The organism is Streptomyces gottesmaniae, from assembly GCF_031845845.1.
Classification (GTDB): domain Bacteria; phylum Actinomycetota; class Actinomycetes; order Streptomycetales; family Streptomycetaceae; genus Streptomyces; species Streptomyces akebiae.
On record NZ_JAVRFJ010000001.1, the window covers coordinates 516,673 to 537,113 of the forward strand.

At 69.4% G+C, this 20,441-nt stretch carries 17 protein-coding genes and 3 pseudogenes; 11 read left to right on the forward strand and 9 right to left on the reverse strand.

Annotated features, from left to right (window positions below):
- Nucleotides 1-440: 440 nt before the first annotated feature.
- Both RM704_RS02235 and RM704_RS02240 read right to left on the reverse strand, forming a co-directional pair.
- Nucleotides 441-1,079 (reverse strand): response regulator, encoded by a 639-nt coding sequence (locus RM704_RS02235; protein ID WP_033527627.1) that lies wholly within the window; start codon nucleotides 1,077-1,079, stop codon nucleotides 441-443.
- Nucleotides 1,076-2,344 (reverse strand): sensor histidine kinase, encoded by a 1,269-nt coding sequence (locus tag RM704_RS02240; RefSeq protein WP_157856702.1) that lies wholly within the window; start codon nucleotides 2,342-2,344, stop codon nucleotides 1,076-1,078. The genes RM704_RS02235 and RM704_RS02240 overlap by 4 nt, the downstream gene beginning before the upstream one ends.
- 254 nt (nucleotides 2,345-2,598) lie before the next feature.
- On the opposite strand from RM704_RS02240, the gene lgt reads away from it, so the two are divergent.
- Both lgt and RM704_RS02250 read left to right on the forward strand, forming a co-directional pair.
- The gene (lgt, locus tag RM704_RS02245) at nucleotides 2,599-3,471 is read left to right on the forward strand and encodes a prolipoprotein diacylglyceryl transferase (RefSeq protein WP_052146052.1); all 873 of its coding nucleotides are present in this window, start codon (nucleotides 2,599-2,601) and stop codon (nucleotides 3,469-3,471) included.
- 707 nt (nucleotides 3,472-4,178) lie between these two features.
- Nucleotides 4,179-4,253 (forward strand): annotated as a pseudogene (locus RM704_RS02250) (DUF805 domain-containing protein); the annotation flags it as partial.
- A gap of 188 nt (nucleotides 4,254-4,441) precedes the next feature.
- Here RM704_RS02250 and RM704_RS02255 read toward each other — a convergent pair.
- Complete coding sequence (locus tag RM704_RS02255) at nucleotides 4,442-5,038, reverse strand: Rossmann-fold NAD(P)-binding domain-containing protein (protein WP_311589046.1); 597 nt, start codon at nucleotides 5,036-5,038, stop codon at nucleotides 4,442-4,444.
- 62 nt (nucleotides 5,039-5,100) lie between these two features.
- Between RM704_RS02255 and RM704_RS02260 the strand changes: the two genes are divergently transcribed.
- The 3 genes and pseudogenes from RM704_RS02260 to RM704_RS02270 all read left to right on the forward strand — a co-directional run.
- Nucleotides 5,101-5,346: a hypothetical protein gene (locus RM704_RS02260; protein ID WP_311588982.1), complete on the forward strand. Its 246-nt coding sequence runs from the start codon at nucleotides 5,101-5,103 to the stop codon at nucleotides 5,344-5,346.
- Nucleotides 5,347-5,452: 106 nt separating this feature from the next.
- Nucleotides 5,453-6,151, forward strand: a complete 699-nt coding sequence (locus tag RM704_RS02265; RefSeq protein ID WP_033527624.1) for a TetR/AcrR family transcriptional regulator — start codon at nucleotides 5,453-5,455, stop codon at nucleotides 6,149-6,151.
- Between the two features lie 355 nt (nucleotides 6,152-6,506).
- Nucleotides 6,507-6,602: pseudogene (locus tag RM704_RS02270) on the forward strand (winged helix-turn-helix transcriptional regulator); the annotation flags it as partial.
- Between the two features lie 387 nt (nucleotides 6,603-6,989).
- Here the strand turns inward: RM704_RS02270 and RM704_RS02275 are convergent.
- Together RM704_RS02275 and RM704_RS02280 are read right to left on the reverse strand one after the other, a co-directional pair.
- Nucleotides 6,990-7,346 carry a hypothetical protein gene (locus RM704_RS02275; protein WP_157856701.1) on the reverse strand — a complete coding sequence of 119 codons (357 nt, stop codon included), beginning with the start codon at nucleotides 7,344-7,346 and terminating at the stop codon, nucleotides 6,990-6,992.
- Nucleotides 7,347-7,507: 161 nt separating this feature from the next.
- Nucleotides 7,508-8,998 (reverse strand): alpha/beta hydrolase family protein, encoded by a 1,491-nt coding sequence (locus RM704_RS02280; RefSeq protein ID WP_033527623.1) that lies wholly within the window; start codon nucleotides 8,996-8,998, stop codon nucleotides 7,508-7,510.
- A 291-nt stretch (nucleotides 8,999-9,289) separates the two neighbouring features.
- On the opposite strand from RM704_RS02280, the gene RM704_RS02285 reads away from it, so the two are divergent.
- Both RM704_RS02285 and RM704_RS02290 read left to right on the forward strand, forming a co-directional pair.
- Complete coding sequence (locus RM704_RS02285; RefSeq protein ID WP_078937130.1) at nucleotides 9,290-10,558, forward strand: sensor histidine kinase; 1,269 nt, start codon at nucleotides 9,290-9,292, stop codon at nucleotides 10,556-10,558.
- The gene (locus RM704_RS02290) at nucleotides 10,555-11,217 is read left to right on the forward strand and encodes a response regulator (protein WP_033527622.1); all 663 of its coding nucleotides are present in this window, start codon (nucleotides 10,555-10,557) and stop codon (nucleotides 11,215-11,217) included. Before RM704_RS02285 ends, RM704_RS02290 begins: the two co-directional genes overlap by 4 nt.
- Nucleotides 11,218-11,728: 511 nt before the next feature.
- On the opposite strand, the gene RM704_RS02295 is transcribed toward RM704_RS02290, so the two are convergent.
- From RM704_RS02295 to RM704_RS02305, 3 genes are all read right to left on the reverse strand, one after another.
- Complete coding sequence (locus RM704_RS02295) at nucleotides 11,729-12,670, reverse strand: arabinan endo-1,5-alpha-L-arabinosidase (RefSeq protein ID WP_033527621.1); 942 nt, start codon at nucleotides 12,668-12,670, stop codon at nucleotides 11,729-11,731.
- Nucleotides 12,671-13,258: 588 nt separating this feature from the next.
- Nucleotides 13,259-13,960, reverse strand: coding sequence for a hypothetical protein (locus RM704_RS02300; RefSeq protein ID WP_052146050.1), 702 nt, complete (start codon nucleotides 13,958-13,960; stop codon nucleotides 13,259-13,261).
- A gap of 270 nt (nucleotides 13,961-14,230) precedes the next feature.
- Nucleotides 14,231-15,715 (reverse strand): RICIN domain-containing protein, encoded by a 1,485-nt coding sequence (locus RM704_RS02305; RefSeq protein ID WP_063774483.1) that lies wholly within the window; start codon nucleotides 15,713-15,715, stop codon nucleotides 14,231-14,233.
- 755 nt (nucleotides 15,716-16,470) lie between these two features.
- On the opposite strand from RM704_RS02305, the gene RM704_RS02310 reads away from it, so the two are divergent.
- A complete protein-coding gene (locus tag RM704_RS02310; protein WP_033527620.1) occupies nucleotides 16,471-17,250 on the forward strand; it encodes an alpha/beta fold hydrolase in 780 nt (259 codons plus the stop codon).
- Between the two features lie 224 nt (nucleotides 17,251-17,474).
- Complete coding sequence (locus tag RM704_RS02315) at nucleotides 17,475-17,735, forward strand: hypothetical protein (RefSeq protein WP_157856700.1); 261 nt, start codon at nucleotides 17,475-17,477, stop codon at nucleotides 17,733-17,735.
- Here the strand turns inward: RM704_RS02315 and RM704_RS02320 are convergent.
- Nucleotides 17,732-18,316 carry a DinB family protein gene (locus tag RM704_RS02320; protein WP_033527619.1) on the reverse strand — a complete coding sequence of 195 codons (585 nt, stop codon included), beginning with the start codon at nucleotides 18,314-18,316 and terminating at the stop codon, nucleotides 17,732-17,734. The two genes, RM704_RS02315 and RM704_RS02320, sit on opposite strands and share 4 nt — an antisense overlap.
- A gap of 177 nt (nucleotides 18,317-18,493) precedes the next feature.
- On the opposite strand from RM704_RS02320, the pseudogene RM704_RS45430 reads away from it, so the two are divergent.
- Nucleotides 18,494-19,453, forward strand: a pseudogene (locus RM704_RS45430) (transposase); the annotation flags it as partial.
- 103 nt (nucleotides 19,454-19,556) lie between these two features.
- Nucleotides 19,557-20,399, forward strand: a complete 843-nt coding sequence (locus RM704_RS02330; protein ID WP_033527756.1) for a maleylpyruvate isomerase family mycothiol-dependent enzyme — start codon at nucleotides 19,557-19,559, stop codon at nucleotides 20,397-20,399.
- The last annotated feature ends 42 nt before the right edge of the window (nucleotides 20,400-20,441 follow it).

Sequence of the window (20,441 nt, forward strand, 5' to 3'; positions counted from 1 at the left end):
TGGAACCTCGCCCCGGCGCGGGGTGCCGGTCAGCGGCCAAGGGCTGCAGCAAGTGACCTGCTGGATGGGGCGAGGCGGGGCGACAGGCGCAGCACGAACAACGTCTCGTTCGTCACTCGCGCGGCCGAGGTCAAGGGGTACGCGCTGCCGCTGTCACCACGGCGATGGCGTCCACGGCCGTACGCGCGGTCTTCCGGAAGCTTCAGGCCCAGGCGTGCCGCCGACGGATCGTCATGGCTCGACCGTCAGGCGCTCCATGGCCTCGCGTGCTCCATCACCTCCCGGGCGTCGCACTCGGCCTCAACACGACGCACTGCACGCCGCGCCGCCCGCCGACCTCGTTCCGCGCCGCGACGTCGCTTCCTACCCGACCGACGTCGCCGTCATGCCCCGCAGCGACCTCGAAGCCATCACCATCCGCGGCGAACAGCACTGTGTCCTCAGCCGATCCGGATGATCCCCCGCTCCAGAGCCGCGGTGACAGCGGACGTGCGGTCGGCGACGCCGAGTTTGGTGTAGATGTGCAGCAGGTGGGTCTTGACCGTGGCCTCCGACAGACGCAGGGCGCGGCCGATCTGTTTGTTGCTCTGTCCTCGGGAGACCGCGGAGAGGACTTCGACCTCACGGCCGGAGAGGCTGGCCCCTCTGTCGCCGCGCATGTGGGCGAGCACCTTGGCGGCCACGGAGGGGGACAAGGCTGCCTCTCCCCGCGCCACGGCGCGGACGGCCGTGCAGAGCTCTTCTCGTCCGGTGTCCTTGAGCAGGTAGCCGGCCGCGCCGGCGTCGACGGCGGCGGTGATGTCGGCGTTGGTGTCGTAGGTGGTCAGGACGAGGACCCGCACCTCGGGATGCGCGGTGCGGATGGCGGCGGTGGCGGCGGCGCCACCGATGCCGGGCATCTGCAGGTCCATGATGACGACGTCCGGCCTGAGTACGGCGGTCTGCCGCAGGGCTTCGGCGCCCGTGCCGGCCTCGCCGACCACGCTGAAGTCCGGCTGGGTCGCCAGGAGGGCGGTCAGCCCGTCGCGCACGACGGGGTGGTCGTCGACGACCAGGATGCGGATAGGGGGCGTGGTCATGGCACCGACACCGCTCGTGTGATGCGGCCGGCGTCATCCGGCAGGCCGTACGTCGGCGTGTCCGCCGGGAAGTCCACGGAGTCGCTTGACGGTGCGCCGGTTGGTGACACGGCCGGAAGCGGCAGGGTGACGGTGACGGTGGTCCCCTCTCCGGGCGCGCTCTCCACCGCGAGCGCCCCGCCCACGGAGGCGACACGTTCCCGCATCGTGGTCATCCCGACGCCCGGATGCCGGGTCGCCGGTGTGAAGCCGGTGCCGTCGTCCTGTATGTCGATGGCCAGTACGTCATCGAGGTAGGACAGCGTCACGGACACGCTCGCCGCCTGGGCGTGACGTCGTGCGTTGGTCAACGCTTCCTGCACCACCCGCAGCAGCTCGCCCTCGGTGCAGGCGGGCAGTGCGACCGGTTGGCCGGTGACCGTTGTGAACGCCTCGATGCCGGTCTCCTCGGCCAGCCGGCCGATGAGCTCGCGGACCGCGTCCGTCAGAGGCGTACCGTCCAGCGGTGCCGGGCGCAGCGCGTGCACGAGACGACGGCTCTCGGCGAGGTTGTCCCTGGCGGTGCGCATGGCCTGCTCGACGCGGCGGGCCGCGGGGGCGCCGGGCGCGAGTTCGTCGCGTACGGAGTCCAGCAGCATGGAGATCGACGCGAAGCCCTGCGTCAGCGTGTCGTGGACCTCGCGGGCCAGGCGCTGGCGTTCGGCCAGGACACCTGCCGAGTGCTCGGCGGCCGCTCGTTCGGCCTGGGTGGCGGTGAGTTCGTCCAGGAGCCGCTGGCGCTTGTGACCCTCTCGCTCGAGGGTGGCGATGTAACCGACGATGGTGACCGCGGCCGCCATGCCGAGAGCGCACCCCAGGAACTCCCGCACATCGACATAGCCGTCCGTGGCGAAGCGCTGCCCCAACCAGATGGCCCCCACCACCAGTACTCCTGCGGCCGACCATCCGGCGCGCCGCAGGCAGTACGGCGCCAGTACGGCCAGCCCCACCGGAAGCAGTGCGGGGTCCACCGCGGCCATGACCGCCCACCCGACCGCCGCCCCGATCAGATAGGGCATCGGCGGACGATCGGCTCCGCCGCGCAGCACGATCCAGTACGTGTACCAGGCGATGAACCCCACGGCCAGCCCGAGCTGCGGCAGTGCGGCCCTGGTTGTCATGTCCGTTCCGGCCAGAGTGCCCAGCACGGACAGGGCGAGCACGGTGAGGAAGAAGGCATGTTGCAAGGCGGCCTGCCACCGCTCCCGAGCTAACTGCTGTGCCATGTCCACCAGCGTAGGCGCACCACACGGTCGCCTGAATCGGGTGATCGGTGCGGCTGGGGTCAACCGGTTGGCTGGTGGGAGAGGCACCGGCCGGTTGATGTGCGGCCGGAGGCTGGGCGCGAGGATCGGCGGTGACCGACACGACGGAACCGTCCGCGTACAACCGCGTCACACGGCGACCGCGTCCCGCAGCGAGCCGGGCAACGTACCCGAGCCGTGCCGTCCCGCACACCACAACCCGTGAGGAACGACCAGTGAGTCTGGCCTTCATCCCCAGCCCGTCGACCAGCGAGCTTCAGCTGGGCCCGCTGCCGCTGCGCGGATATTCGTTGCTGATCATCCTCGGCATCGCGGCAGCGATCTGGCTGGGGACCCGTCGCTGGACAGCACGGGGAGGAGAGAAGTCCACCGTGGCGGACATCGCGCTGTGGGCTGTCCCGTTCGGCATCGTCGGAGCCCGCCTCTACCACGTGATCACCACCAGCGAGCCGTACTTCGGCGACGGCGGCGACCCGGTCAAGGTCCTGTACGTCTGGGAGGGGGGTATCAGTATCTGGGGAGCCGTTGCCGGTGGGGCGGTCGGTGCCTGGATCGGCTGCCGTCGCCACGGCGTTGCCCTGTCCGCGTTCGCCGATGCCGTCGCCCCCGGCATCGCGCTAGGCCAGGCCATCGGCCGGTGGGGCAACTGGTTCAACCAGGAGCTGTACGGCAGGGCGACGACTCTGCCCTGGGGACTGGAGATCGACGTCGAGCACCGTCCCGAGGGCATGCGGGACGTGGCCTCCTACCATCCGACGTTCCTGTACGAGTCCTTGTGGAACCTCGGCGTGGTCGCTCTGGTCATCTGGGCCGACCGTCGTTTCCGTCTCGACCGGGGCCGAGCGTTCGCGCTGTACGCCGCCGCCTACACCGCGGGCCGCTTCTGGATCGAGTACCTGCGGGTGGACGAGAGCCACGAAGTCCTCGGTCTGCGCCTGAACGACTGGACGTCACTGCTGGTCTTCGCGGCCGCCGTCACCTTTCTCGCGGTCACGAGGCGGCGTCCGGCCGGGGACCCTGCCGCCGGCGGCGACCCCGGCTCGCTGGCGGGGCAGCAGGCGGTCGGCAGCGGGCGAACCGGAAAGTGAGCGCCGGGTTGTGGGTGTCACAGGCCGGGTGCCTCCAGGTCAACACGGTGATTCCCGGGCGTCGCGGACAACGGGCACGAGATCTTCAAGAACCCCGAGTCCGGGAGCAGATGTCCCAGCTTTCGGCGTTCAAGCGTGTCGGCGAACCGGAAGAGGTTGCCAACGCGATCGCCTTCCTCGCACCGACGAAGCACGATGAATCACCGGCGCCCAGCTCGACGCCAGCGGTGGCAGTCTCCTCGGCTAGTGCGGTAACTGCGCGGGTGCGCCGGTTCGTTCAGGCCGAGGCACCAAGGGGGACGTCCGCCCCCGCTGACTCCGTTCTGCCCCGATGCCCCGATGCCCCGATGCCCCGATGCCCCGATGCCCCGATGCCCCGATGCCCCGATGCGGCGTGTGGACTGGCGCACCGCTCACCCTCCCGGCAGCACCCACCGTCCCCGTCTGCCTGTCTCGGAGTGTTCGGGGCTCCGGCGAGAGAACGACTCACGGCATGCGGAAAGCGCGCTTACCGCCATCATGTGCCAACGCTCCTTTGCCGAAGCGGCAGTACGCCCAGTACGCCACGTTCTCGGATCGCGCCAGGCGCGCGGAGTACTGGCGGTTCTCGGTCTTGTACGTGGGCGCCGCCGGCATGCTCGTCGGGAATCAGCCTCGCGATCGAGGTCCTGCTGCTGAGCGTCCTCTTGCTGCCGTTCATCGTGCCCATGCTGAGCGCCTCCGTCCGTCGGCTGCACGACACTGGCACGTCCCGCTGGAGAATGCTCATCGCCCTGGTACCGGGCGTCGGCCCGATCATCTACCTCGTCGGTATGGCGGTGGACAGTGCGCCGGGAGACAACCCAGTACGGTCCCTCCCCGAAAACCGCCGTCTCCTCCGCCGGCTGAGCGGTGACACCCTGCGGCGGCATGGCAACCGCCTCCGTTCACACAACACAAGGAGTCGCGGAAGCGGCCCGAACGCGGGAACTCACACGAGTCCAGCAGCTTGTCGAAGCCTCACCCGATCGTCTGGACGGGGCAGTTCCTCCGCCAACATCGCCACTACGCTCGCGTTCTCCGTGAACACAGTCCGGCACTGTTCACGCTCGGGGTGATCGCTGTCACTGCCGAACCAGCGCACGACCGCCTCATGACGTCCGTCGATCGGCTCGGAGAATCTAGCGATCGAGACGAGTAGATCCGGCAGGCCGGACCGCACAGGAACCAGCGGGTCGCTTGCAAGACGGAACAGGAACGGACAGGTCGTCCACGGCGGGTACCCAATAGACGGAACGCTTCGGTGAAGGCGCTGGGCCCGGCGATGGTCTCGGCGCGGCCGTCGCTGCGCAGGTCGGGGGAGGCGAAGTCCTGGTGGAGGCGCGGCGGCGTTGACGTTGCCGACCGCCGACAGCGGGTTGAGCGAGCCGGCGCCGGTGGTGGAGAGGAGGGTGCCCGTGCCGGCCTCGCGCATGGCGGGCAGGACCGCCTTGGTCGCGGCCATGGCCCCGTACAGCTGGACCTCGATCTCGTGCTGGATGTGGGACGGGTCGCTCTCGGCCGGGGTGGCCGGCACGGTGGATTCCATGGCGAGCGGGGAGTACTCCAGGACGTCGATGCCGCCGAACCGGGTGGCGGCTCCTTGAGCGCATGGGTGAGCGCGTCGTGGTCGAGGACGTCGGCGGGGAACGCGGCGGCGGTGATGCCTTCGGCGCTGAGCGTGCCGACGAGTCCGTCGAGCTTCTCGCGGTTGCGGGAGATCAGGGCGACGCCGAAGCCCTGGGAGCCGAAGGTGCGGGCGATGGCCAGGCCCCTACTGGGGCCGGCTCCGACGATGGCGATGCTGGTCACAGCGATCCTTTCGTAGGACTCATGGGGAAGGGCGGAAAGCAGTAATCAGAGTGGTCTATCCGATTCGGGAAGTGGATAGGCCACTCCGCCCTGCTGGGGTGAGGCTAGCGTCAAAAGTGGATAGGTCAATCCGATTGCTAGACTGGTGGGTATGACCCCTGGCTCCCAGCATCCCGACGACACCGCCGCCCAGCCGCTGCGCAGCGATGCCGAACGCAACCGGGCGCGGATCATCGCTGCCGCACGCAAGGTGTTCGCCCGCGACGGCCTGAACGCCTCCATGGCCTCCGTGGCCCGCGAGGCAAGTGTCGGCATCGCCACCATGTTCCGCCGCTTTCCCGCCAAGGAAGAGCTGGTCGCCGCCGTTTTCGCGGACCGCATGGACGCCTACGCCGACGCGGTCGCCGTCGCCCTTGAGGACCCCGACCCCTGGCACGGTTTCGTCGGCTACATCGAGACCGCCTGCGCGATGCAGGCCGCCGACTATGGTTTCGCCGACGTGCTGACCACGACCTTCCCCAACTCCAAGGCCATGGAAGGACGCCGCAACGAGGCATTCGAGGGCATGCTGCAGCTCATCAGTCGAGCCAAGGCCGCGGGCCGGCTGCGCGAGGACTTCGACTCCTCGGACGTCGTACTGCTCCACATGGCCAACGCCGGCGTCGTGAACGCCACGGGCGGCGCCGCCCCCGACGCCTGGCGGCGCGTCGTCGCCCTGTTCATCCAGTCGCTCGAAGCCCCGGCTCGCGGCCCCCTGCCCCCGTCGCCGCCGCACGACGACCTTCACAAGGCCATGCTCCGTGCCAGTCCGGCCGAACTCGCGACACGGGAACCGGACACCACCGGCTGACCCCGGGCAGCGCCGCCGTGCGTGGGGCAAGCGCGGCGGTGGCATGCCTGGGAGGGTGGCCGAGGCATGCTCTCGGTTCGGGGTGCTGATGGCCTTGTGCCGGTATGGGGCCCGAGAGAGTCGGGCGGGCAGGCCGGGGGGCATGGCGCATGGCTGGGCAGTCGGCTCGCGGGACTTGACGCGGCGCTCGGAGCCGACCGCGAGTTCACGTTGCCGGTTCGGTGGGGTGGTGCCCGTACGAGGATTCCCTCGCCCATATCGGCAGTGTGGGAACCCTGGGTTGGAATTCGCGGCCTGACTGCCAGGGGTGTCGGTCCGGTCGGCGAAGTGCGTGGTGGCGCCGGGGTGATGCCAGCCACTGCGGGTGTCCTATCGGCTGACGCCCACAGGCCTGGCGCTGGAACCGGCACTCAAGGAGCTTGCACAGTGGGCGAAGGCTCATGCGGATCCGCCCGCAGCACATGGAGTCCAGCAGTCGGCCCACTCCGTGTACGACATTGATGCTTGGGTCGAACAGGCCGGCGGTGCACACGGCGTCCCAGTCGGCGGCGGACTCACCACCGCTCACGTGCATCGAGGCCATGATGCACCAGAGCGGTGGTGAGCCCGGAAACCGGCCACCGTGACATCGGGCGTCGAATACGGCGGGCCCTGGATGGCCATCCCCCGGGTGAGCAATGCGTTTCCGCGGGCAGTGCCCTCCAGCAGGCGGTCGATCTCGGAGACGAAGTGGGAGTCGTTCTGCGGACGGTAGGGCGTGCCGTGCAGGAGGACGGCGCGTATCCCTGGCCGCAGCAGCCCTGACGCCGCCGCGTCGGCATGCGCGGGCGTCAGGTTGTTATGACACCGGTCGGGGCCGTAGTACTTGGCGGCGCCCGTCGACGCCCGTCGGCGCCCCACGCATCGCAGTCCGGTCTGCCAGGTGTGGAGGTGGGCAGGTGTGCGTTGCCAGGCCGAGCATCACGATGCGCCCGGAAAAGACTGCGGCCTCGCTGTCGGGGCTCTCCAGCCGATCGCCTATGTCGGCGATGCTGTCGTCGTCGGTGAGGATGTCGATGCGCTCCACGTCGGGTCGGTCGGGCGCCATGGTGATCGGGTCTTCGCGGACATGTGCAAGCTCCTTGTCAGTGGCGTCGTTGCCTGAGCGGCGGCGGACGGTGCCGGAGGCTGTCGGGCCAGTCGTGCTGGACCCCACCGAATACCGGGTGCGGCGCTGCCATTGCTGGGGGCGTAGGGGGGCGCCAAGAGAGTCCCGCTTGCCGTGCGTGCCGAGCCAACTCGCTCGCCCGCCCGGCCGGCCGTCCGCCCGGCGACCGGGCGGGGCATCAGCGGCTGGTGGCGGAGCGGCGCGGCTGATCAGCGGCTGGTGCCCGGGCGGTACACGCTGAGGTCGCCGTAGGCCGACAGAACGCCGGCCAGGTCACCAGGTTTGTGCCGCAGGGTGGTGTCCAGGAAGGCGAGAGTGGCCGCGGCGACGATGCGCACGCTCTCGGTGCGGCCGAGAGACCCCACCAGCGAGGGCACCGGCGGCAGGTACAGCGGGCCGTCCATGAAGGTGAGGTGCGCTGCGCCGGGGATGGTGAGCCGGTAGCTCGTCGCGGTGCTGAGCTTGAGGACCTTGGTGAGGCGAGGTAGGTAGCGCGCGTCGGTTTCCGGGCTGATGGCCTGGGTGAGCGCGAGTGCGGGTTGGCGGAAGAGGCGCAGGTCGGGGTCGCGGGGGTAGCCGTCCAGGTTGATGACGGCGTCGAACCGGGGATCCTGGCGGGCTGCTTGCAGGGCGGCACCGCCCCCCAGGGAGTGGCCGGTCACCGCGACTCGGCCGGTGTCCAGGCGTCCGGTCGGCGGGCCCGGAATCTCGCCTCGGTCCAGACGGCCCAGCTGACTGAGGACGAAGCTGAGGTCGGCAGCCCGAACCCGCGTTGTTTCGACAGCCCGTCTGTCGTCCTCGTCGTCGTCGCCGGTAGAGGCGATCTTGGTGTTGATCGTTCGACCGTCGGCGAGGACGACGGCGGCGGAGTCGTACGGGTGGTCGAGGGCGGCGACCACATAGCCGTGGCCGGCCAGCTCCTCCGCCCAAGCGGTGTTCTGGGTGCGCACTCCCCCCAGCCCCGGGGAGAACAGTACGACCGGGAATCGTCCGCCCCTGTCGGCCACCGGGGCGTCGAAGACCGCATGGGTGTGGGCGTGCGCGACGCCGTCGAGCAGGAAGCCGGGCAGGCCGGAATAGCGCGCGAGGGCGTCGGAGACGGTGCGCGCCTCGTGTTCCGTGCGTCCGAGGTACTGGGCTCGCTGCGCGCCTGCGGGGCTCCGCTGTGCCGGGTACCAGAGCTGGACCACGACCGTGCGCCGGTCGTGCGGGTCGGCGGTGGCGGTCTCGGGACGGTGCGGGTCGGTCCACTGCATCACGCGGGTGCCCACCGCGAAGTGGCCCGAGGGCTCGGGGAACACGGGTACGGGAAAGGCCCAGGCGGCCACCGGGCCCGAGGCGATCAGGCCGATACAGGCCACCGATCCCGGCAAGGCCAGCCACCATCGGGCCCGCCGCGTCGGCCGACCGGTACGTCGTCGCAGCAGCGGCACGACGGCGAATGCCAACGGGAAGGCAGCACCTGCCAGTACCGGCAGTATCTGCCAGCGGATCCCCGCCACGCCCAGCACGATCGCGGACAGTACGCATACGGATCCCGCCGTGATGGTGACGCGTGGGCGGGCGGCGGGGGGAAGCCAGCGCACCACCACCAGCGCGACGGCGCCCAGCAAGGCAAGGGTTTCCAGGGGGGACATGCGCAGTCCCGTGATGATCTCGTTCACCCGGCCATCCTCGGCGCGAGCGACGCACCGCCGCATCGGTCCCGGGTCGCCCTCGCATGCGACCGGAGTCGCAACCGAACACCGCAGGTGGACGGCCGCTTTGCGACCGAGGGAGGTAGGGGGACTCCTCCTGCGGTCGTATCTCTGCACGGTGCCATCAGACCGTGGACTCATGCGTTCCCTCCGGCCGCGGGCATACCGTGACGGGGCCCCGGTGCACGCTGGGCAGACCGGGACTTCGCTCCCCCCGTACGCGCCCCCGGCTCCGGCTGTACGCGGTGGTGGCCCGGCCGGGCAACCGTGATGCTGAATCGACAGGGACGTGTGATGACCGAGGCGGACACGAAGCCCGGCTGTTCCCACCCGGTGCGTCACCGGGAGCGGGTGCGGCCGGCGAGGTACAGCGGCCCGGGATCCGCACGTGCGGCGCGCCTGGTGGGTGACGCCCGGCACTGGGGCTCCCGGCTGCCGCCCGTGGTGCGGGACTCGCTGCTGCCGACGCTGCTCCTCGTCAACGTCATGACCACGCGGCTGCCCCAAGAACTGGCAGTGGCGGTGGCCCTGACCGCCGCCCTCGCGCTGCCCCTGGTGTGGCGGCGCCGGGCCCCGTTGACGGTGTTCGGCGTGGTCGCAGCCGTGGCCTTCGTCCAGTGGCTGATGGACGTTCAACTGCTGGCGGACATCGCCTTGTTGGTGGCGCTCCACACGGTGGCCGCGAACTCCGGTCGGCGCGGCACACTCGTCGCCGGTGCCATCGTGGAGGCAGGGGTCTTGCTTGCCTGTCTGCGCTGGGCTGCGGAAGGAGCGTTTCCGACCACGTTCGTCGCGGCGACCGCGATGGTCGTCGCCGCCGCCGTCCTGGGTGTGAACGTGCGGACCAAGGGCGTCCACCTCGCGGCCCTGGAGGAACGGGCGGCGCGCCTGGAGCATGAACAGGAGCAGCAGGCGCGGCTGGCCGTCGCCGAGGAAAGGGCACGTATCACCCGGGAACTGCACGACATCGTCACCCACAACCTGTCCGTCATGGTCGCCCTCACCGATGCCGCCGTCTACGCGCAGCACCGGTCGCCCGACAAGGCAACCACCGTGATGCTCCAGATCTCCGAGACGGGTCGGCAGGCCCTGACCGACATGCGGCGCTCCCTGGGTGTCCTACGGACCGACGAACCGGACGCGGAGCGCCACCCGCTGCCCGGCATCGCACAACTGCAGGCCCTCGCCGACCAGATGTGCGTCGCCGGGCTGCCGACCCGACTTGATGTCGAGGGCGGGTACACCCACATTCCGGCCACCGCACAACTGACGGCCTACCGCCTGGTGCAGGAAGCCTTGACCAACACGCTCAAGCACACACCCCCCGGCACACGTGCGGAGGTCAGGGTGCTGTGCTCAGCCACGACCGTGACAGTGGACGTCACCGACAGCGGCCCCTGTCCGGCCCTCCCCGGCGCCACACCGTTCGGCCACGGCATCCCCGGCATGCGCGAGCGCGCGGCTGCCTACGGCGGAAAGTTGCGGGCTGGACCGCTCCCGGGCGGCGGCTGGGGCGTCCATACCTGTCTCGACCTCAGCAGCAGCGGGGAGGTATCCGCATGACGATCCGCGTCCTGATCGCCGACGACGAAGCGCTGCTCCGTATGGCCTTCCACACGGTCCTGGAGGCCCAGCCCGACATGTCACCGGTCGGCGAGGCCGCGGACGGCATGGAGGCCGTACGCCTCGCCCGGGAACTGCGTCCCGACGTCGTCCTCATGGATGTCCGGATGCCCGGAACCGACGGGATCGAGGCGACCCGACAGGTCATCCGGATCTCCCCGCCCAGCAAAGTGCTGATCCTCACGACCTTCGACCTCGACGAATACGCCTTCGCCGGACTCAAGGCCGGAGCCTCGGGCTTCCTGCTGAAGAACGCCAGGCCCGAGGAACTCCTCACCGCCATACGCAGCGTGGCCGCGGGCGACGCGGTGGTCTCCCCGCGGATCACCCGCCGCCTGCTGGAGAAGCTCCGCCCGCACATCCCCGACGGCAGCAGCGCCGACCACGACGCCCGGCTGAGACGGCTCAGCGTCCGAGAGCGGGAGGTACTCGTCCAGGTGGGCCGCGGCCTGTCCAACACCGAGATCGCGGCCACCCTGTACCTCGCGGAGGCGACCGTGAAGTCCCATCTGGGGCGGATCCTGCACAAGCTCGAACTCCGCGACCGGGTGCAGGCTGTGGTCTTCGCTTACGAAAGCCGCCTCATCCACCTGGCTTGAGCCGCCGCGCGGAGCTGACGGTGATGGCACACGCCCCGACAAGAGCATGAAGCCGCAACCAACCAAGGGGCTCGGCCCGGTACACGCCCGATCAGATTGGGGAAGCCGCCCACAGCCGCGCCGGTCAGGCACGAGGGCGATGCCGGCTCGGCGACGGCAGCGCCGGTCAAGCAAGCGATCCCAGCGCACTGGCTCTGCTGACGAATACTGTCGTCTGCGACCTGCCTGCCTGCGCGGAATGTGCTGACCGGGGGGCCGCACACAGGCGAACGACCGCCAGGGTTTCGGTGAAGCCCCCACCGAGTGGAGATCCGGCACGTGCGGACACAACCCCTGCGCCTCCGGCCGACGTCGTACATATCCCGAGGCCAGGGGTGTGTGGGTCGGGCAGTGCCGTGTGCTCGCGCTGCCCGCAGCTCGATGATCATTCCAGCAGTGTCTCCCGAAGGACTGTCTTCGCCGGGGCCGCGACGACCGGCGTTGGGTGCTCGGGGCGGTGGCTGTCCCCGGGTCAGCGGGCGACGGGCCATCCGCTGCTCCAGTCCAGGAGGTTGATGCCGAGTTTGGGCCTGCCGTTGTCGTTGCCGTCGTAGTAGTGGTAGACGATCAGATCGCCGTCGACGTCCTTCATGATCGACTGACCGCCGGGGCCGATGTACCGGCCATGGGACTCCAGCACCGGTGTCCCGCCGTTGTTCAGGAGCGCGACGCCGTTCCTGTCGTGGTACGGCCCGGTCACGCTGGTGGCACGCCCCACCTTCACCTTGTAGGTGGAGCCGGTGCCGGCGCAGCAGGTGTCGTAGGACGCGAAGAGGTAGTAGAAACCGCTCCGTTTGACGATGAAGGGCGCTTCGACGGCCTTGGTGCCGTTGGGGCGGGAGGCGAGGGAGTACCGGGTGGTGTTGCCGGCGAGCTGCTTTCCGGTGGAGGGATCGACCTGGATCATCTTCAGGCCCGTCCACCAGCTCCCGAAGGACAGCCACCAGGTGCCGTTGTCGTCGACGAAGAGGTTGGGGTCGATGGCGTTGTAGTCGTTTGAGGCGGCGGAGGAGTAGACGATGCCGTGGTCCGTCCAGGAACCGGGGAGGCCGGTCGCCGAAACGGCCAGCCCGATGGCTGACTCGTTCGACCCGAAGGTCGAGACGGAGTAGTACATCAGGTATCTGTCACCCTGGCGCGAGATGTCCGGCGCCCAGGCCTCGGTCGCCCCGTACCGCGACCACCAGAGCGGCCTGGAGGGGAAGGCGTCGCCGCCCGCGCCGAAGGCGATCCGGTCGGTGGAGGTGCGGTAGGACAGACCGCCTCCGGTGGCGTAGAGGAGGTAACGCCCGGCAGACGTGCGGATCATCGTCGGGTCGTGGACGGCGGTGGCTCCCGTGACCGTGCCGGGGTTGGGGTACGCGGAAGCGGTGGTGGGGGCCAGGGCGAGCAGTACCGCGGCCGCGACGACCACGAGCGCGGACCTGCGGGAGGATGGAAACGGGCGGGATGTGCGGGGGGTTTGGGAGGAATGGGGGGTCTGGGAGGTACGGGGGCAGCGGCTCATGCGGACGCTCCTAGGTGGGGGGTGCCGTTCGTCACGTCGAACAGCCGTCGCGTCGTCGGCCGGGACCGTAGAACCGAACACGTTGCACGTCAATGACCTGCGCAGTCACCCGAAAGTCTTCGCAACTTTCGCCCCTCGAATCCTGCCCCTGCCCACCCTGTCCGATGTACGAGTCACTGGACACGACCGGCCGCCGCCGAGGCTCGAAGCGGGTCGGGCCAAGCCGGTGGCGGCCGGAGCTCCGGTAGCAGACAAGATCCGGCTCCGGGGCCCTTGTTGTGGCCTGGCCGCGACGTGAGAAGTTGTTGTTCTCCTCGGTGGAGGACGTGTTCGTGGAGTCGGTCGAGGTGAGCGGTCGTCGGCACCTCTGGCCAACCTGGGTGAAACCGCCGAGAAGTGCGTCTACCCTCGCCCCAGAGCGAGTTCGCGAGGACGACGGGCTCCTGATCGTGCGCTATTCCGCTCGGCTTCCTCTCTCGCCAAGGCCGGCCCACGTCAGCTGATCGGCTGCCGAAGCTCGTCCCGGATCCGGAGGGTCCGCTCGGCGAGGCGCGCCAGGTCCACGTCCCTGGCGTCCCCGGACGAGACCGCGGGATCGATCTCGCCGATCAGAGCGCCGGTGTTGCCGTCATTCCAGGCGCACATCGGCATGATGACCCGCATGTTCAGGTCCTCCTTGGCGACCACCTGGCAGGTGACCGGGACGTCCGAGCCGGAGGGGCGGAAGTCCCTGGGTGCCCGGGCGATCGACAGGCCCTCCGGGTCGGCGGCGTCCTGCAGCATGGTGTCCCGGGCGTCGTCGGCGTCCTTGAACCGGCCGTACACACCGCTGACGTTCAGTTGGCCCCCGCGGTCCGCGGGCGTGTAGATCGCGACGGCCGCCTGGACGTCAAGGCCGCCCAGGGCGCTCTCGGCGTGCTGCTCAAAACTGTCCTGCGGGGAGTCGGAGAAGTCCTGCTCCAGCTTGTACTCACCGCCGAGCAGGGTCTCGGGCAGGGTCAACCGGTACCGCGCCTCGGGAAAGTCCCCGTCGGTGCCGACGCCGATGACCATGACCGCGGCCCAGGCGACGATCAACAGAGCCATGACCCCGCCTACGACCCCCAGGAAGACACCGACCCGGCTCTTCTTCTGCGGGGGAGGCGGCAGGAGGTACGGCTGGGTCGCGGGAGACCGCTGCGGCGGGGGCGTGGACACGCCATGAAGCTACTGCACGCACCAGTCGTCCCACATGTGGTAGCCCCTCGACCACCGCCTCTTCATCGGTGGTCCCGGCACCGTTCACCCCAGCGTCGATCGCCGTCCGCATCTCCGCGAGGATGTCCTGGGCGTAGGCACCGGTGAAGTCCCTCGCCCCGCGTGAGCCGAGACAACAGCTCGACCTTGTTCTCCGTCGCCCGGCGGCGGCCTCGCAGGCCCGTCGGCATGTCCGCGACGCCCGGCGCACTGTTCGGTACCGGCGAAGTCTCATGTCGCGGACTGGGGGGTGGGTGTTCCCGGGACCGGCTCGACCAGCCACCTCTGTTCCGCCTCTCCGTTGCGGGGACTGGGTACCAGAACGGTGCCGGTCTCGGGCGAGGCGGGCGCGATCACGAGGTTTCTCTCGTCGCGTGTGAGGAGTTCCCCTTCGGGGCTCAGCTCGAAGCGGAGCCCGAACGAGACGTCGCCCGAGGCGTCGCAGAACTCCAGGTCCAGCACCTCGTCGTCCCCGCCGGCGTCCAGGCACAGATCCGGTTCGGCGACGTTACGCAGGAGCCCGTCCTCAACGTAGGTCCACCGCTGCGTGTCGGCGGCCGAGCAGGCGGACAGGGTGGCCTCCGCGCCACGCTCGGGCTGCGCTCCCCGGACGTCCATGCACAGGTCCGCGGCCGCATTGCGCAGTCGGCCGCTCCCCGGGGGGACAGGCAGTGCGGTCGAGGTCGTGGGGGAGGAGGGTGACGGCGTGGGCGTAGGCCGCTGTGTCTCCGGAGCCGGTGCGGTGGTGTCGGACGAAGTGCCGGCCACGACGAGTACTGCCGCGACAGCGGCCGAACTGGCGACGATCCCGGCGACGAGGATCTTCGTGCCCTTGCGGGTGGAGCCGGGCCTTCCCCTCCTTGCCGGCTTCTGTGGCGTCTGCGGGGTGTCCGAGGGCCGGGCGTGGGCTCCGTCCGCGGTCGCGGCAACGGGTGCTGTGCGCGAAGGGCGTGCCCGGCACGCGGCCAGATAGGGGTGAGCGCTCTCACCGAGCAGCGCTTCCGCCAGCAGTACGCCCGGTTTCGTGGCGCAGAGCCTGAGCTGTTCGGCGGTGTCCTGGCAGTAGGAGCACTGATCCAGATGCAGTTGCACCTCGGGCAGCGTGGAACCGGCACCGTGGGAGGGTGCGTCGAGGAGGCGGCTGTAGTCCCGGCACTCTCTTCCCGCCGCGTACTCGACATGCGTGCGCAGGAGCGCCGAACGCCATTGCTCCCTGGCCCGGTCCAACTCGAAGGCTGGTATCTCCCCTTCGATTCCGAGCAAGGCCGCGGGAACGGCCGATGGTTCGGCTTCCACGTCCAGATGCCACAGAACGTACTGCGTGGTCCTCGGAAGCCGCAGAAAAGCGACCTGGCTCAGGTGCCGGTTCTCGGCGATCGAATGTGGTGGGGGTCTGCCGCTGTCGGCGGCCCCGGCCTGGTCGTACGACAGCCCCGAAACGTTGCCGGTCTGTGAGCGCGCACGGGCGGTGTCCCGCACGGCGACGAGCAGGCGAGGGCGCAGGGCATCGGTGGACCCGGCTCTTTGGAGGCCCTGCACCACATGGCGGAACGCCGCAGCGGCGAGTGCTCGCGCAATGGCGGATGAACCGGAGGCGCAGATCTCCGCGTATTCGGAGACTGATGGCCCGTGTCGCGCGATCAACGCCGCGACTGGCGTTGTGCCCTCGATGGTCCGGGACATCCTCAGCGCGGCGACGAGGGCGTCGTCGGACATCCCTGGAGCGGTCTCGGGGTCGGGAGCCGGACTTGCGGGAAACGGGTGAGCGAAAGACACAGGGGCTTTCCTTCTCCCAGGGCGCACTGGGCAGCCTCATCCCGGGCCGATGCGGGAACAGCAGCAGCGCGGACCTGGTGTGGCCGTGCGGAGAGGGAGGTGTTGAGGTGGTGACCGCCCGGGCGATGCCGCGCGACCGCCTTGTGGGGGAGCGGGCAACGCCACGACCCGTGTGAGCCGGTAGGCCGGATACGGATGTTCCAAGCGTGAACCACCCTGTCATACAGGCCAGATGTCCAACAAGGGATGCCAGGACGAAAGAGAAAGGGATCGGTGGAAAGGGGTCGGCTCTCGCAGTCAGAACGTCGTTGACCGTTGGGCCCTGTGCGACCGGGACTTGTTCACCATTCGGATACGGGCAGCCAATGCACGACTTTCGCGTTCACCGCACACCCGAGGGAGACTGGGCATTGACGCTTCGGTCGGGTGTGCGGACGGGTCGGTTGGTTCAACGACCAGTGCCTCCACGGCGCGACCGGCGAGACCCGCCCACGAGCACGTGGCCAGCCACCATGCTCTGCAGTGACCCTGCCCATCGCTGGAGCCAATGGCATGGAGCCAATGGCATGGAGCGGAACGGCATGAGGCCGCACCGATCCCGGAGCGGGACACTCTCGGCATATTCAAGCTCTCCCGACCCGCAGATATTGACAATGACTCTCTCAGGGCGCCCCGTGCCGGATTAGCATGCGGGGATGGAGATTCCCGTGGGTCAGGTGGTGGTCCACTACGTGGAGCACGGGTCCGGTCGCCCTGTGCTGGTCCTCCACGGCGCCGGCGTCGACCACCGCGAGACTGAGGCTTGTTTCGAGCTGGTGCTCGAAGGCGTTGAGGGGCTGCGGCGGATTTATCCCGATCTCCCTGGAATGGGCCGGACCATCGCTCCCGAAACGCTGCGCAGCGCCGACGACGTCCTCGATGCGCTGCTCGACTTCGCCGACGAGGTCATCGGCGGGGCTGCGTACCTCCTCATCGGTCACTCGGCGGGCGCGTACTACGCGCAGGCGATGGCCGCGAGGCGCCCGGCGAAGGTCGCCGGTCTGGCGCTCGTCTGTCCGTTCTTGCCAGGACTGCGCGACGTCCCAGCGCACCGCGTCGTCGCCGGATCCGGTGAGATCGGTGATGACGTCTTCCGGAGCTACTTCGTGATCCAAACCCCGGAGATGCTCGAACGATACGAACGTCACGTCGCCCCGGCCGCCGCACTGGTGGACCAGGCAGCGCTCGAGCGAATCGGCGAGCGGTGGGAGCTCACCCCCGATCACACCCCGGCTTACGCGGGTCCGACAGTAGTGGTGGCGGGTCGGCTGGACTCGACGGTCGGGTATGCCGCCGCTACCGACCTCATCGACCACTACCCGCACGCCTCGCTCTCCGTGGTTGACGACGCGGGGCACGCCCTACCCCACGAGCAACCGGAACTTCTGCGCGCCCTCCTCACCGAGTGGCTCGCGCGCGTCGAGCGTTCGAGCTGACTGCAAGTGTGCGTGTTGCCGACCGGCGATGTGGGCCTGTTCCCGGGCCCGGCTGTGTATCGGAAGGCTCCGTTCGAGGTTGGCGGACGACCGGCGTGTACCCCTGGCGCCCCCGGGTGCGACCGGTGACCAGGTCAGAGCGTATGTCGGACGGGTGGGGCGGAGATCACCCAGCTGCCTTCACTCACGGCCCCGGCCCGAATCACCGCCCAGGGACAGGGCCGGTGATCCATTACGGCCTGCCGGATCGCCTGCTGCTCGCCTGCGTTGAGCCCCTGACGTTCACCGACCCGACATTCACGCGGCCGCGCAACGAGCGCTTCGTGTCGTCTGCCAGCCACTTCGCTCACCGGTTGACCACCGCCTTGAGCCTGACCAGTTCACCGACCTGTTCACCGACCACTTCACCCACGCACGGATCAACGACGCTCAAAACCGGCCACTTTGCAGGCCAGCTCAGCTTGCGAATGAAAAACGCTCACTAAGCCTTGCTTGATGCGGCCGACCTGGCGGCCTGCTCGATCTTCGCGCAGTAGGCCGCACGGGCTTCCTCGTCGATCTGCTTCTCGTGTTCGGCGCGCACTCCGGTCCGGCCGTCGAGGCCCTCGCGCAGGATGTCGGCGTGCCCGGCATGCCGGATGGACTCTCCGAGGACATGGACGATGACGGCGAAAAGGTTCGTGTTGGGATAAGACTCCGGCCACCACGGCACATGGCCGGGGGTATCGAGGGAAAGCTCGTCGATCGTCGCGTCCGAGTGTTCCCACGTGCGCCGGTAGAACCCGATGATCTGATCGCGGGTCTCGTCCTCGGTCGCCCACAGATCGCCGCCGTTGTAGTCCTGCCACCGGGGCAGCGGTTCCGGGGAACGGCGATCGAAGACTTCGCCGAAGTACCTGGCTTCGACGGTGGCCACGTGTTTGACCAGGCCGAGGAGATTGGTCCCGGTCGCTGTCAAAGGTCGGCGGGCGTCGTATTCGGACAAGCCGTCGAGTTTCCAGAGCAGCGCCTCGCGGTCCCGCCGCAGTCTCCCGTGCAGGTTGCCTTTCGCGAATTCATCGATCATGCGGTGTGAGCCTGCCATGGGCTGCTCGTGGCCTCAAGATCCCGTACGGCGTCCACCACGACAGGCAGAGCCGAGGCCTGGCCAAGGCCGCCGCCCCGACCTGTTACTGAACTTGAGTGGGTGATGTCGGGCCGGTTCGTCCGACGCGGGGTGGTCGGTGCCGGTAGCCCTTGGGACGTGAGGTACGCGCAGGGCGGCGGGTTGACCGGCGCCGGGAGGGCCGCAGTCGAGCAGGGGATCGGGGGAGCCGATCAAGCTGCAGGCCGTGGAACGCTTCGAGCGCAGCGGTCGGTGGAGCGGGTGGCGCCGGGCCTGGCGCGAGCGCGGCGAGACAGGCCTGCTGTTGCTTGGATCACCGGGCCCGACCGAAGGCCAGCGAGATGCAGTTTGCGCGGCTGGAGCGGGATTTGGAGCGCGGGCTGCTCGCGCACGGGTGGGCAGATCAGCGGTGGACGCCGGCGCGGGTGAAGACCCTGATCGGTCGGCTGTTCCACGTCTCCTCCACCGTGGAGGGCACCTGCGCGGTGGAGGGCATCCGGCGGCTGCTGAGACGGCACGGCTGTCCTGGTAGCCACCCCGCCCGGCGGGCGATCGAGCGCGACGATGCGGCGGTGGAGCTGCGCAAGCAGGGGGTCTGGCCGCTGGTCCTGGCACTCTGCGCCTGGATCGTCCGCCAGGACGAGGCCGGGCAGTCGATGGCGCCGCCGCCCACCAGGACCTGGTGACGCATCGGCCGCACACCGGTGGTAGGGGTGGGCGCCGGGAGTTCCGACCGGGTGTCGATGGTCGGGATGGTCTGCTACACGTCCGGCAAGCGCTCCAGGCTGCCCTACGCCGTGCGCGAGTACCACTGCCGCAAGCACGAGCCGAAGGGCTTCGGTTGGAAGGATCGCGCGGCCTGTTGGTGCGCGCACGCATCCAGCAAGGCGGGCCGAGGTGCTGCTGTGGGACGACGTACGCCTGCACCTGACTTGTGCCATGCGAAAGTTCATCGCCGTGAACGTACATGGCTCCCCGCCTTCCGACTGCCCGCCTACGCACCTGACCTCAATCCGCGCCGATGGCCTCCGGTCGTTGGCCGAACACGACATCGGCATCCTCCTCCCCACCGCCAACCTCACCCAGATCACCGGAGCCGCCACCGGACTGATGGCGGGTGGCTGACACCGCGGGGCACCCGGACGCTCCCAGCCGCGAGTATTCGATGGCAGGCCGCGGCTCCTGGCTGACAGGGTGTGCCATGAGTCCCTGGGCCAACGGCGTATCCGACGTTTCCTGGCTGGGTGACCCGATCGACGCGCGTGCGCTGTTCGGTCCGGAGCTCAGGTCGCTGCTCGATACCCTGCGTGATTTGGCACCCTCCGACTGGAGCAGGCCAGCAGCCGGGCGTTGGACGGTCCACGACGTTGCCGCCCACCTCCTCGGTGACTACTACGGCCGCCTCGGCCACAGCTACCGGAACGGCTTCGCCGAGGGTGAGACGATCGAGGCGTTCATCCACCGCACGAACCAGGAATGGGTCGAGCTGCACGCTGATGACAGCTCAGCTTCGCTGATCGACGCCTTGGCAGCGGCAGGCAACCAGCTCGCGCAGCGATTCGCCACAGCCGACCTTGACGCAGCCGCCCTGGGCGTGTCGTGGGCAGGTGTCGACCCCGCACCGGCATGGCTGGACATCGCCCGGGAATTCACTGAGCTCTGGACCCACCGGCAGCAGATCCGCCACGCCATCGGCCGCGACACCGACCCGGAGCCGCGTGCCCTCACCATGGTCCTCGATACCTTCCTACGGGCCCTGCCCCACACGCTCCGCCACACGTCAGCACCGCTCGGGGCGCAGGTCCAGGTGATCGCCGAGGGCCCCACGGGTGGCAGCTGGACGGCAACTGCCACGGCGGAGCGATGGTCCTTGGCCGAAGCGGCGAGCAGCCGACCAACCGCAGCCGTGCTGCTGGACACAGAGATCGTCTGGCGATTGTGTACCAGGAACATCGATCCTGCGGATGCCCTGGCCCGCGCCCACGTGCAAGGAGACCGTCGGCTCGCCGAAGCCGCTTGCCAGATCGTGTCCATCATCTACTGACGATGCCGACCGCACCGGCGTCGGCAGCGACGAGGACGCGGA